Annotated in this window: 11 protein-coding genes and 1 pseudogene; 5 read left to right on the top strand and 7 right to left on the bottom strand. The window is 73.0% G+C overall.

Annotated features, from left to right (window positions below; all coding sequences use genetic code 11):
• The 4 genes and pseudogenes from IE249_RS37940 to IE249_RS20160 all read right to left on the bottom strand — a co-directional run.
• Positions 1-137 (bottom strand): annotated as a pseudogene (locus IE249_RS37940) (CDP-alcohol phosphatidyltransferase family protein); the annotation flags it as partial.
• A complete protein-coding gene (locus tag IE249_RS20170) occupies positions 115-1,176 on the bottom strand; it encodes an iron-containing alcohol dehydrogenase family protein (RefSeq protein ID WP_189706413.1) in 1,062 nt (353 codons plus the stop codon). The pseudogene IE249_RS37940 and the gene IE249_RS20170, both read right to left, overlap by 23 nt.
• Entirely contained in the window at positions 1,164-1,916 is a 753-nt protein-coding gene (locus tag IE249_RS20165; protein WP_189706411.1) for a phosphocholine cytidylyltransferase family protein, read from the bottom strand. Before IE249_RS20165 ends, IE249_RS20170 begins: the two co-directional genes overlap by 13 nt.
• Complete coding sequence (locus tag IE249_RS20160) at positions 1,913-3,709, bottom strand: DUF5941 domain-containing protein (RefSeq protein ID WP_189706409.1); 1,797 nt, start codon at positions 3,707-3,709, stop codon at positions 1,913-1,915. Before IE249_RS20160 ends, IE249_RS20165 begins: the two co-directional genes overlap by 4 nt.
• Before the next feature lie 304 nt (positions 3,710-4,013).
• On the opposite strand from IE249_RS20160, the gene galE reads away from it, so the two are divergent.
• The 3 genes from galE (at position 4,014) to idi (ending at position 6,887) form a co-directional block, all read left to right on the top strand.
• Entirely contained in the window at positions 4,014-4,988 is a 975-nt protein-coding gene (galE, locus tag IE249_RS20155; protein WP_189706407.1) for a UDP-glucose 4-epimerase GalE, read from the top strand.
• A gap of 159 nt (positions 4,989-5,147) precedes the next feature.
• The gene (locus tag IE249_RS20150; RefSeq protein WP_189706404.1) at positions 5,148-6,086 is read left to right on the top strand and encodes a cation diffusion facilitator family transporter; all 939 of its coding nucleotides are present in this window, start codon (positions 5,148-5,150) and stop codon (positions 6,084-6,086) included.
• A gap of 210 nt (positions 6,087-6,296) precedes the next feature.
• On the top strand, positions 6,297-6,887 hold the full coding sequence (idi, locus tag IE249_RS20145) for an isopentenyl-diphosphate Delta-isomerase (protein WP_189706402.1): 591 nt from the start codon (positions 6,297-6,299) through the stop codon (positions 6,885-6,887).
• 23 nt (positions 6,888-6,910) lie between these two features.
• On the opposite strand, the gene IE249_RS20140 is transcribed toward idi, so the two are convergent.
• A complete protein-coding gene (locus IE249_RS20140) occupies positions 6,911-7,414 on the bottom strand; it encodes an ATP-binding protein (protein ID WP_189706472.1) in 504 nt (167 codons plus the stop codon).
• 246 nt (positions 7,415-7,660) lie between these two features.
• Here IE249_RS20140 and IE249_RS20135 point away from each other — a divergent pair, with 246 nt between their 5' ends.
• Together IE249_RS20135 and IE249_RS20130 are read left to right on the top strand one after the other, a co-directional pair.
• Positions 7,661-8,416, top strand: a complete 756-nt coding sequence (locus IE249_RS20135; RefSeq protein ID WP_189706400.1) for an enoyl-CoA hydratase/isomerase family protein — start codon at positions 7,661-7,663, stop codon at positions 8,414-8,416.
• Positions 8,417-8,515: 99 nt separating this feature from the next.
• Entirely contained in the window at positions 8,516-10,906 is a 2,391-nt protein-coding gene (locus tag IE249_RS20130) for a Tex family protein (RefSeq protein WP_189706398.1), read from the top strand.
• Positions 10,907-11,011: 105 nt separating this feature from the next.
• Here IE249_RS20130 and IE249_RS20125 read toward each other — a convergent pair whose 3' ends face one another.
• Complete coding sequence (locus tag IE249_RS20125) at positions 11,012-11,230, bottom strand: hypothetical protein (protein ID WP_189706396.1); 219 nt, start codon at positions 11,228-11,230, stop codon at positions 11,012-11,014.
• Positions 11,231-11,307: 77 nt separating this feature from the next.
• Positions 11,308-12,679: ABC-F family ATP-binding cassette domain-containing protein (locus IE249_RS20120; protein ID WP_229858870.1), on the bottom strand; the 1,372-nt coding region annotated here is incomplete at its 5' end.

Below are 12,679 nucleotides of genomic sequence, written 5' to 3'. Positions count from 1 at the left end.
CCCACCAGGTAGCGGTCGATCCGCAGGGACACCTCGCGCATGTAGAGGCGTCCCGCCCAGTGCTCGCCGCTGCGCCGGTCCTTGACCCCGGCGGGGTGGACGACCGGTCTCAGTTCAGCTACCGATGGCCTTGACATAGTCGGCGTAGATGTCCTTGATCTGGTCGGCGTTGAGGTCGAGGTGTTCGAGGATCGTGTAGCGGCCGGGCCGGGTCTCGGGGGCGAACTTCACGGCGCGGACGAACTCCTCCACCGTGAAGCCGATCTCCTCCGGCAGCACCGGCAGCCCGTGCCGGCGCAGCACCCGAGCCATGGCCACGGCCTCCTCGTGCGCCCCGCGCAGGTACATCGCGAAGGCCGCGCCCAGGCCGCACTGCTCGCCGTGGCTCGCGGCGCGCTTGGGGTACAGCAGGTCGAAGGCGTGGTTGATCTCGTGGCAGGAGCCCGAGGCGGGGCGCGAGTCCCCGGAGATCGACATCGCGACGCCGGTGAGGACCAGCGCCTCGGCCAGCACCTGGAGGAAACCGTTGTCGCCGATGCCGCCGGGGTGGCGCAGGACCGCCTCGCCGGCCTGGCGGGCCATGGCCGCGGCCAGGCCGTCGATCTTCTCGCCGTTGACGCGGTTGGCGAGCTCCCAGTCCGCGATCGAGTTGATGTTGGAGATCGCGTCGCCGATGCCCGCGCGCACGAACCGCGCGGGCGCCTCACGGATCACGTCCAGGTCGATGACGACCGCGATCGGGTTCGGCACGCCGTACGAGCCGCGGCCCGCGTCGTTGTCGAGGGTGGCCACCGGGGAGCACAGACCGTCGTGCGCGAGGTTGGTGGGCACGGCGACCAGGGGCAGGCCGACGCGCGCCGCGGCGAACTTGGCGCAGTCGATGATCTTGCCGCCGCCGAGGCCCACCACCGCGTCGTAGTGGCCCGACTTCATCTCGCCGGCCAGCCGGATGGCGTCGTCGAGGGTGCCGCCGCCCACCTCGTACCAGGTGGCGCCGGGCAGCGTGGGGGCGATCCGCTCGCGCAGCCGCGCCCCGGAGCCGTTGCTGACCGCGACGGCCAGCCGGCCCGAGTGCGAGATGCGCTCGTCCGCGAGCACGCCCGCCAGGTCGTCCAGGGCTCCGGCCCGGATGTCGACGACGACCGGCGAGGGGATGAGCCGGGTCAGTACTGGCACGCGATCTCCCTGCCCTTGGCGAGGTCGTCGTGGTTGTCGATCTCGACCCACTTGACGTCGCCGATGGGGGCCACGTCGACCTTGAAGCCGCGGTTGACGAGCTCCTGGTAGCCGTCCTCGTAGTACAGCTGCGGGTCGCGCTCGAAGGTCGCCTTCAGCGCGTCGACGAGCTCCTCGGCGGCCTCGCCCTCGATGAGGGTGACGCCGATGTACTCGCCGGTGGCCTCGGCCGGGTCCATGAGCTTGGTGATCCGCTGGACGCCCTTCTCGGGGTCGACGACGACCTTCATCTCCTCCTCGGCCAGCGACTTCACCGTGTCGAGGGCGAGGATGATCTTCTTGCCGTCGCCGCGGGCGGCGAGCAGGGTCTTCTCGACGGAGACCGGGTGGACGGTGTCGCCGTTGGCGAGGATCACGCCGTCCTTCAGCGCGTCCCGGCCGCACCACAGGGAGTAGGCGTTGTTCCACTCCTCGGCCTTGTCGTTGTCGATCAGGGTGATCTTCAGGCCGTACTTCTCCTCCAGGGCCGCCCTGCGCTCGTACACGGCCTCCTTGCGGTAGCCGACGATGACGCCGACCTCGGTCAGGCCGACCTCGGCGAAGTTGCCGAGCGCGATGTCGAGCACCGTGAGGCTGTCCTCCGCGCCCTCGGGCCCCACCGGCACCAGCGCCTTGGGCAGGGTGTCGGTGTAGGGGCGCAGACGCCGTCCGGCGCCGGCCGCCAGCACGAGGCCGATCATGCGGGTTCTCCTTCATCGTGTACGGCGGGTGCGCCCCTCAGGTGCGAGGCGACCCAGAAGCGGATGCTCTCGGCGAGCACCACCAGGGCGACGGCCACGGCGAGAGCCGTGAGCGCGACCGTGAACTGATCTGCGGCGAGCAGGGCGGCGAGCACGGTGACGAGCAGCGTCCGCCCCTCCTGCCCCCCGATGGCGCGCACCAGCCGGGCCGGTGGCGCTCCGGCGTCACCGCGGATGCGGTACACCGTGTCGTAGTGATGGTAGGCGACGGCCGCCACCAGCCCGAAAGCCGCCGGCAGGGCTCCGTTCACGTCCGCGTGGGCGGCGAGGACCAGGACCGTGCCGTACTCCGCGGCCCGGAACAGCGGCGGGACCAGCCAGTCGAGGGCGCCCTTGAGGGGACGGGAGAGGGCCTGGCCCGAGGTGACGGCGTAGACGACGGCGCCGCAGACGGGCGCCCAGGCGGGCCCCGCGAACAGGGACGCGGCGAGAACGGCCGTGCCGGCCAGGGCCGCGGGGAGCGGACCGCCGAGGGGGAGGCGTGTGACACGGCCCACGAGGGCGGCGATCGCCCCGTTGTCCGCGAGGTCGGCCAGCGCCTGCGCCGCGCGGTCGGTCCGCTTCGCCCTGCGGGTCACCGAGCGCAGCACGCGGCCGGCGGTGGTGTACGTGGCGGCGAAGGCGCAGCCGATGAGCAGGGCGTAGAAGGTGATGCGGGGGGTGGTGGCCGCGGTGAGGACGGCGATCATCGCCCAGCGCTCGCCGATGGGGAGCACGATCATCCGGCGCACCCAGACCGTCCAGCCGACGCTGTCGAGCCGGTCGGAGAGGGCGGCGGTGGGGCTGGTGTTGGCGGTGGCGTCGTGGTTGGCCTCGGTGAAGGAGAAGTCGACCACGTGCCGGCAGGTCTGCAGGAGCATGGCGCCGAGGGCGAGGGCCCAGACGTCGTCCCCGCCGCGGGCGGCGCCGAGGGCGAGGCCGGCGTAGTAGGCGTACTCCTTGGCGCGGTCGAAGGTGGCGTCCAGCCAGGCGCCGAGGGTGGAGTACTGCAGGGAGTAGCGGGCTAGCTGTCCGTCGGTGCAGTCCAGGACGAACGAGGCGATCAGGAGCACGCCGGCGGCGATGAAACCGCCGCGGGTGCCGGTGGCGGCGCAGCCGGCCGCTATGAGCGCGGTGAGCAGGGAGGCGGTGGTGACCTGGTTGGGGGTCAGGCCGCGGCGGGCGCACCAGCGGGCGATGTAGCGCGAGTACGGACTGATGAAGAAGGTGGTGAAGAAGCCGTCGCGGGCCTTCACGGCCGACTTCAGGCGGACGGCCTCGTCGTCGACGGCGGCGACGGCCTGCCGGGCCTCGTTGCGGGCCTGGGGGTCCTCGGGGACGGCGGCGACGAGGCTGCCGAGCTCGGGGCGGTGGACGGGGGCGCCGTCGGTGCCGAGGGCGGCCACGACACGGTCGGCGAGGCTGTCCACCGCGAGGGCGGTGCCGCCGCCGGCGGAGTTCTCCCGGGCCATCGCGCGGGTCAGGGCCGTCCGGCCGTCCGGCCGCGCGGTGACGGCGCCGGGGACGGCGGCGAGCGGGAAGCGGGGGTCGGTCAGGCCGAGGCGCAGCGCGTGCAGGTGGCCGACGAAGCGCGCGTCGACGAGGGCGACCCGCTGGTCGCCGGGCACCTCGGCGAGGAGGGTCTCCGCGTCGTCGGCGTCGGCGGCGGTCCGCACGTCGAAGCCGAGAGACCGCAGATCGCCCTCGATCGACGATCCGGGGACCGGCTGACCGGTGAGGATGGCGGTCGGCAACCGAACTCACTCCCTGAGTGCCGGCGCGCATCCGCGCCGGTCATGTGCATGATGGAGGCGCCGCTGCCCGTGGCACCCGCGCGGCATGTCGGCAGAGGCTATCGGATGGCGGAAGGACCGCGTTCACCGGCCGTTCACGGGCCGATCGACCCGCTCCACGGCAGCCAGCGCCGCGATCATCATGGGCGATCCGACGCCCGGCCCACAAACTCCGCCCCGCTTCGGACGTCCACCACGGGTGGCACTCCGGGCATTCCTCGCATACGTCCGTGGGGGTCCGGGGTCCGGCATAGGGTGGGGCGGTATGACGTGGCTGGTTACTGGTGGCGCCGGGTACATCGGGGCGCATGTGGTGCGGGAGATGGCCGGGGCCGGGGAGCGGGTGGTGGCCCTCGACGACCTGTCGGCGGGGCGGGCCGCGCGGGTGCCCCGGGAGGTGCCCCTGGTGCGCGGGTCCTCGCTGGACGGGGAGCTGCTGAAGCGGGTCTTCGCCGAGCACGGCGTGACCGGGGTCGTTCATCTCGCGGCGCGCAAGCAGGTGGCCGAGTCCGTGGCGCGGCCCACCCGGTACTACCAGGAGAACGTGGGCGGCCTGGCCACCCTGCTCGAGGCCGCGGCGGAGGCGGGGGTCCGGCGCCTGCTGTTCTCCTCGTCCGCGGCCGTCTACGGCAACCCGGGGGCCGTGGACCTCATCACCGAGGACACCCCGTGCGCCCCGGTGAACCCCTACGGCGAGACCAAGCTCGCCGGGGAGTGGCTGGTCCGCGCGGCGGGCCGGGCGCACGGCATGGCGACGGCCTGCCTGCGCTACTTCAACGTGGCCGGCGCGGCCGCCCCGGAGCTCGCCGACACCGGGGTCTTCAACATCGTGCCCATGGTCTTCGACCGGCTCACGCGTGACGACGCCCCGCGCGTCTTCGGCGACGACTACCCGACGCCGGACGGCACCTGCGTCCGCGACTACATCCACGTCGCCGACCTCGCGGACGCCCACCTCGCCGCCGCCCGGTACCTCACCGGCGCGGCCGCGGGCAGCGATCTGACGGTGAACATCGGGCGCGGGGAGGGCGTGTCGGTGCGCGAGCTGATCTCCGTCATCGGCGAGGTCACCGGCGACCGGCGCACGCCCGTGGTCGAGGCCCGCAGGCCCGGGGACGCGCCGCGCGCCGTGGCGTCGGCGGAGCGTGCCGCCGCCGAGCTGGGCTGGCGGGCCCGGCGCGGGGTGCGCGAGATGGTCGCCTCGGCCTGGCAGGGCTGGCAGCTCCACCAGGGCGCCTGAATCCTCGCCACCCCCGCACGCGCGCTGACCTGCGGCTCGTTTGCCCAGGTCAGGGCACATGACAACGGTGTTCAGTGCCGCGTTGCCCGATACCCCCCACCCGTAGTTCACTGTGGTCCCGGACGGAACAGGGAACGTCGGAAGGGGCGGTCGGACACCATGGGCGCCGGTCATGACCACGGGCACGCGCACGGCGTCGCCGCCACCGGCACGGCGGCGGCCGCGCACCGCGGCACACTGCGCGTCGCGCTGTCGATCACGCTCACGGTCATGGTGGTGGAGATCGCCGGCGGTGTGCTCGCGGACTCGCTCGCACTGGTCGCGGACGCGGCCCACATGGCGACCGACGCGCTCGGCCTCGGCATGGCACTGCTCGCGATCCACTTCGCCAACAGACCGCCGAGCGGCAACCGCACCTTCGGCTACGCCCGCGCCGAGATCCTCGCCGCGCTCGCCAACTGCCTCCTCCTGCTCGGCGTCGGCGGCTACGTCCTCTACGAGGCCGTGCAGCGCTTCGTCACCCCCGCCGACACCCGCGGCGGGCTGATGATCTGGTTCGGCCTGATCGGCCTGGTCGCCAACTCCGTCTCGCTGACGCTGCTGATGCGCGGCCAGAAGGAGAGCCTGAACGTGCGGGGCGCGTTCCTGGAGGTGGCCGCCGACGCGCTCGGCTCGCTGGCGGTCATGATCTCGGCCGCGGTCATCCTGCTCACCGGCTGGCAGGCCGCCGACCCCGTCGCCTCGCTCGCCATCGGTGTGATGATCGTGCCGCGCACGGTCAGGCTGCTGCGCGAGACCCTGGACGTACTGCTGGAGGCGGCCCCCAGGGACGTCGACATGGCCGACGTGCGGGCGCACATCCTGGCGCTGGACGGCGTGGAGGACGTGCACGACCTGCACGCCTGGACGATCACGTCCGGCCTGCCGGTGCTCTCCGCGCACGTGGTGGTGAGCTCCGAGGTGCTCAGCGCCATCGGCCACGAGAAGCTGCTGCACGAGCTGCAGGGCTGCCTCGGCCACCACTTCGACGTCGAGCACTGCACCTTCCAGCTGGAGCCGGGCGGCCACGCCGCGCACGAGGCGCGTCTGTGCCACTGAGCGCCGGACGGCACGTCCTGGCCACCGGGCGCCGGACGGTTCACGTCCGCCGCCGAGGGCACGATCAACCACCGGGACCCTTTCGCGGTCCCGGACCGTGACGGCCGCCGCACGCGACGCCGCGCGGGACATGCGGAGTGCCGGGAAGTGCCGGGAGTGCCGGATTCGTACGGCAGACTTGGGGCTCGAGGACCGATGCGAAGGATGGGTATGCCGATCACACCTGCCACCGCGACGCACAGTTCGTCGAACGGCACCGTGGACGCGATTTTGCTGGAGCTGGTCGACGAGGACGGCGTGACGATCGGCACCGCGGAGAAGCTCACCGCGCACCAGCCGCCGGGGCAGCTGCACCGGGCCTTCTCCGTGTTCCTCTTCGACGACCACGGCAGGCTGCTGCTCCAGCAGCGGGCGCTCGGCAAGTACCACTCCCCCGGTGTGTGGTCCAACACCTGCTGCGGCCACCCCTACCCAGGAGAGGCCCCCTTCGCGGCGGCGGCCCGGCGGACGTACGAGGAGCTCGGGGTCTCCCCCTCACTGCTCGCCGAGGCGGGCACGGTCCGCTACAACCACCCGGACCCGGCCTCGGGCCTGGTGGAGCAGGAGTACAACCACCTCTTCGTCGGCCTGGTGCAGTCCCCGCTGCGGCCCGACACCGAGGAGGTCGGCGACACGGCGTTCGTGACCCCGGCCGAGCTCGCCGAGCGGCACGCGCGGGACACCTTCTCGGCCTGGTTCCCGACCGTGCTGGACGCGGCCCGGCCCGCGATCAGGGAGCTGACCGGCCCGGCCGGCTGGTGACGCCGGGAACCTTGCGCGAGGCCCTAGCGGACGGGCTTGAGCGGCAGGGCGGCCCAGATCACCTTGCCGCCGCTCGTCGTGTGCTCCACGTCGCAGACCCCGCCCGCCTCCCGGGCGACCTCACGGACCAGCAGCAGTCCGCGCCCGCCCGTCCGCCCGTGGTCGGCCTCGAGCGCGGTCGGACGGTAGGGGTGGTTGTCCTCCACGGACACCCGCACCCACTCGGCGCCGACGGCGACCTCCACGGCGAGCATCGGCGACAGCAGCGCCGCGTGCCGCACGGCGTTGGTGACCAGCTCGGACACGATCAGCAGCAGCCCGTGGACCAGGTCGTCCGAGACCGGCACGCCCTGCCGCAGCAGCAGGTCCCGCACGGCGTGGCGGGCCTGCGGGACCGAGGCGTCGACGGCGGGCGCGGTGAACCGCCATACTCCCTCGTACGGCAGCGGATCGGGCGGCCCGGCCGCCAGGGGCGCCCCTGTGCCGCCCTCTGGGCGCGGACCCTGCCCGCGCCCGTGGCCGTCCATCGTCGGGTCGCCACCCTCGCGCTCGATTGTCACCACACGTCGAGTGTTGGTAACGCACCACCGCGCCCCCAAGGACTGAACACAAGTCAGCTGAATCGCGGCGCATTCCGACCGACCGTGTCCGGTACCGACGGATAAGTGACCGCCTCTGCCCGGTCCGTGGCGACTTCGGGAACTTTTCGGGTTGTCGGTCCGTGCGCCGTCCCGAATGTCGCGCCGCAGGGCCGGGCGGATAGCATCCGGCGCATGGAGCCGCAGCTGTCGCACGACGTCAGGGACGCCGTCGCCACCGTAGTCGTCCGCCATCCGGCAAAGCGCAACGCCATGACGGCCGCGATGTGGCGGGCGCTGCCGCCGCTCCTGGAGCGGCTGGCCGCCGATCCCGGCGTACGGGCGCTGGTGCTCACGGGCGCGGACGGGACGTTCTGCGCGGGCGCCGACATCTCCACGCTGCGGGGCTCCCCGCAGGAGGCGCAGCGGCTGGCGGTGCTCGCCGAGGAGGCGCTGGCCGCGTTCCCCAAGCCGACGCTGGCGGCGGTGCGCGGGCACTGCGTGGGCGGCGGGGCGCAGCTCGCCGCGGCCTGCGATCTGCGGTTCGCCGAGGCGGGGGCGCTGTTCGGGGTGACACCGGCGAAGCTGGGGATCGTCTATCCGGCGTCCTCCACCCGGCGGCTGGTGTCCCTGGTGGGCCCGGCGACCGCCAAGTACCTGCTCTTCTCGGGCGAGTTGATCGACGCGGAGCGCGCGCTGCGCACGGGCCTGGTCGACGAGGTGCTGCCCGAGGGCGAGCTGGACAAGCGCGTCGCGGAGTTCGCCCGGATCCTGGTCGCGCGCTCGCAGCTGACCCAGGCCGCGGCGAAGGAGTTCGCGGACGGCCGCACGGACCGGGACGCCCACTGGTCCCTCCAGGCGGGCCTCAGCGGCGACATGGAGGAGGGCGTCGCCGCCTTCCTGGAGCGCAGGACCCCGCGGTTCACGTGGAGCGTCACCGGCGAGGCGTGAGGCGCGGACGGGCGCGCCGCGGGCGGGCCGTGGGGGCGTTGTCGGCGGGGGCTGTCACAATTGCCGCGCAACCCGAAGTGGAGAAGGCGGTACTGGATCGTGACGACACCCCTCACAGCGTCGATCGAAGGCAGGATCGCCGCGGAACTCGGCGTACGGGAGCGGCAGGTCAAGGCCGCCGTGGAGCTGCTGGACGGCGGTTCGACGGTGCCCTTCATCGCCCGCTACCGCAAAGAGGCGACCGAGATGCTCGACGACGCGCAGCTGCGCACGCTCGAGGAGCGGCTGCGGTATCTGCGCGAGCTGGAGGAGCGGCGGACGGCGATCCTGGAGTCGGTGCGCGAGCAGGGCAAGCTGACCGACGAGCTCGAGGCGCGGATCCGGGGCGCGGAGACCAAGGCGCGCCTGGAGGACGTGTACCTGCCGTTCAAGCCGAAGCGGCGGACCAAGGCGCAGATCGCGCGGGAGGCGGGCCTGGAGCCGCTGGCCGAGGGGCTGCTCGGCGACCCGTCCGTGGAGCCGCTCGCCGCGGCGGCCGCCTTCGTGGACGCGGACAAGGGCGTCACCGACCCGCAGGCCGCGCTCGACGGGGCGCGGGCGATCCTCACCGAGCGGTTCTCCGAGGACGCGGACCTGATCGGCGAGCTGCGCGAGCGCATGTGGGAGCGCGGTCGGCTGGCCGCGAAGGTACGCGAGGGCAAGGAGGAGGCGGGCGCGAAGTTCGCCGACTACTTCGACTTCGCCGAGCCGTTCACCGACCTGCCCTCGCACCGGATCCTGGCGATGCTGCGCGGCGAGAAGGAGGAGGTCCTCGACCTCGTCCTGGAGCCCGAGGAGCCGGTCGACGGCCCGTCGTCGTTCGAGCGGACCGTGGCCCACCGCTTCGGCATCGCCGACCGGGGCCGCCCGGCCGACAAGTGGCTGCAGGACACCGTCCGCTGGGCCTGGCGCACCCGCATCCTCGTCCACCTCGGCATCGACCTGCGCCTCAGGCTGCGCACGGCCGCGGAGGACGAGGCGGTGAACGTGTTCGCGGCCAACCTGCGCGACCTGCTCCTCGCCGCCCCGGCGGGCACCCGCTCGACGCTGGGCCTGGACCCGGGTTTCCGTACAGGCGTGAAGGTGGCCGTCGTCGACGCGACCGGCAAGGTCGTGGCCACCGACGTGATCCACCCCCACGTGCCCGCCAACAAGTGGGACGAGGCACTGGCCAAGCTGGCCCGGCTCGCCGAGGAGCACGCGGTCGAGCTGATCGCGATCGGCAACGGCACGGCGTCCCGCGAGACGGACAGGCTCGCCGGTGAACTGATCTCCCGGCACCCGGAGCTGAAGCTCACCAAGGTGGTGGTGTCGGAGGCGGGCGCGTCGGTGTACTCGGCCTCGCAGTACGCCTCGCAGGAGCTGCCCGGCATGGACGTGTCACTGCGCGGCGCGGTGTCCATCGCGCGCCGGCTGCAGGACCCGCTCGCCGAGCTGGTCAAGATCGACCCCAAGTCGATCGGCGTCGGTCAGTACCAGCACGACCTGTCCGAGGTGAAGCTGTCCCGCTCGCTGGACGCGGTGGTCGAGGACTGTGTGAACGGCGTGGGGGTCGACGTCAACACGGCGTCCGTGCCGCTGCTCTCGCGGGTCTCCGGGATCACCTCCTCCCTCGCCGAGAACATCGTGGCGCACCGGGACGCCAACGGGCCGTTCACCTCGCGCGGCCAGCTGAAGAACGTCTCGCGGCTCGGCCCCAAGGCGTACGAGCAGTGCGCGGGCTTCCTCCGGATCCGCGGCGGCGACGACCCGCTGGACGCCTCCAGCGTGCACCCCGAGGCGTACCCGGTGGTGCGGCGCATGGTGAAGACCACCGGTCAGGAGGTGGCGTCCCTCATCGGGAACACGGGCGTGCTGCGCTCGCTGAGGCCGGCCGACTTCGTCGACGACACCTTCGGTCTGCCGACGGTCACCGACATCCTCAAGGAGCTGGAGAAGCCGGGGCGCGACCCGCGGCCCGCCTTCAAAACGGCCACGTTCCAGGAGGGCGTGGAGAAGATCTCCGACCTGTCCTCCGGGATGATCCTCGAGGGTGTGGTGACGAATGTGGCGGCCTTCGGCGCGTTCGTGGACGTCGGCGTCCACCAGGACGGTCTGGTGCACGTCTCGGCGATGTCGAGGACGTTCGTGAAGGACCCGCGCGATGTGGTCAAGTCCGGGGACATCGTGAAGGTGAAGGTCCTCGACGTGGACATCCCGCGCAAGCGGATCTCGCTCACGCTGCGTCTGGACGACGAGGCGGCGGCTCAGGACCGGCAGCAGGACCGGCAGCAGGGACAGGGCGGCGGCGGTGAGCGCGGCCGGCGCGGCGGACGCCCGCCCCAGCAGCGTCAGGGCCGCGGTGGTGGCGGCGGTGGGTCCTCGCGTCAGGCCCCGCCCCCCGCCAACAGCGCGATGGCGGACGCGCTGCGCCGCGCGGGCCTCCTCGACCCGAAGAACGGCCGCCGCTGAACACGCCGGCCCTGGTCCCGCCGTGCGGCGGGACCAGGGCCGGTGTCGGCTCAGCGCCCAGACTCGCCTATGTGCTCCGGGAGTTGGGCCCGGGGCGCTCCGGGGCTATCGCGGGTGGGGGCCTGGAGGTAGGGCCGCGTTGTGGCGTGGGGCCTGGGTCTGGGGCGACTGGGGCTGGGCGGGGGCGAAGGGGCCCGGGGGCCGGCCCGTGTTCATCACCTGTTCCAGTTCCAGGCGTATGGTCGTGGCCGCGTCGCGCACCCGCGCGGGTACGTCGCCGCGCTCGGCGACGAGTTGGTGGTAGATGGGGGCGTCTTGGAACATGGGGAACCAGGCCTTTCGGTCGGCGGTTTCGCTCCGCAGGGCAACGGTTGCCGAGTGTAGGGCCATGATCCGGGCGGCTATCGCTCGGTCACCTTTCCGTCCGCCACCTCCAGTTGACGGGTGACCCGCACCGCTTCCAGCATGCGGCGGTCGTGGGTGACCAGCAGCAGGGTGCCCTCGTAGGCGTCCAGGGCCGACTCCAACTGCTCGATGGCGGGCAGGTCGAGGTGGTTGGTGGGCTCGTCCAGGACCAGCAGGTTGACGCCCCGGCCCTGGAGGAGGGCGAGGGCCGCACGGGTGCGCTCGCCCGGGGACAGGGTGGCGGCGGGGCGCAGCACATGGTCGGACTTGAGGCCGAACTTGGCCAGCAGCGTGCGTACCTCCACCGGCTCGGTGTCCGGGACCGCCGTGCGGAAGGCGTCCAGCAGGGACTCGGCCCCGAGGAACAGCCCCCGCGCCTGGTCCACCTCGCCGACCAGGACGCCGGAGCCCAGGGCCGCGTGTCCCGCGTCCAGCGGCACGCGCCCCAGCAGGGCGGCCAGCAGGGTCGACTTGCCCGCGCCGTTCGCGCCGGTCACCGCCACCCGGTCCGCCCAGTCGATCTGCAGCGAGACCGGGCCGAGTACGAAATTTCCGCGCCGTACCTCCGCGTCGCGCAGGGTGGCGACGACCGCGCCCGAGCGGGGGCCGGCCGCGATCTCCATGCGCAGCTCCCACTCCTTGCGCGGCTCCTCGACCACCTCGAGGCGCTCGATCATGCGCTGGGTCTGCCGGGCCTTGGCGGCCTGCTTCTCGCTGGCCTCGCTGCGGAACTTGCGGCCGATCTTGTCGTTGTCGTTGCCCGCCTTGCGCCGGGCGTTCTTCACGCCCTTGTCCATCCAGGACCGCTGTGTCTGGGCGCGTTCCTGGAGGGCGGCCCGCTTGTCGGCGTACTCCTCGTAGGAGTCGCGGGCGTGCCGGCGGGCCACGTCGCGCTCCTCCAGATAGGCCGCGTATCCGCCGCCGAAGAGATTGATCTGCCGCTGGGCGAGGTCGAGTTCGAGGACCTTGGTGACCGTGCGGTTGAGGAACTCGCGGTCGTGGCTGACGACGACCGTGCCGGCGCGCAGGCCGGCCACGAACCGCTCGAGGCGCTCCAGGCCGTCCAGGTCGAGGTCGTTGGTCGGCTCGTCGAGCAGGAAGACGTCGTAGCGGGAGAGGAGGAGGGAGGCGAGGCCCGCGCGGGCCGCCTGGCCGCCGGACAGGGACGTCATGGGCTGGTCGAGGCCGACGGCCAGGCCCAGCGAGCCGGTGACCTCATCGGCGCGTTCGTCGAGGTCGGCGCCGCCGAGGCCGAGCCAGCGCTCCAGGCTCACCGCGTAGGCGTCGTCGGCGCCGGGCGCGCCGTCGACCAGCGCCTGCGTGGCCTCGTCCATGGCCCGCTGGGCGGCGGCGACCCCGGTACGGCGG

Source organism: Streptomyces anandii JCM 4720 (genome assembly GCF_014650655.1).
In the GTDB taxonomy this organism is placed as follows: Bacteria; Actinomycetota; Actinomycetes; order Streptomycetales; family Streptomycetaceae; genus Streptomyces; species Streptomyces anandii.
This window is presented reverse-complemented; position numbering and strand designations above follow the sequence as displayed.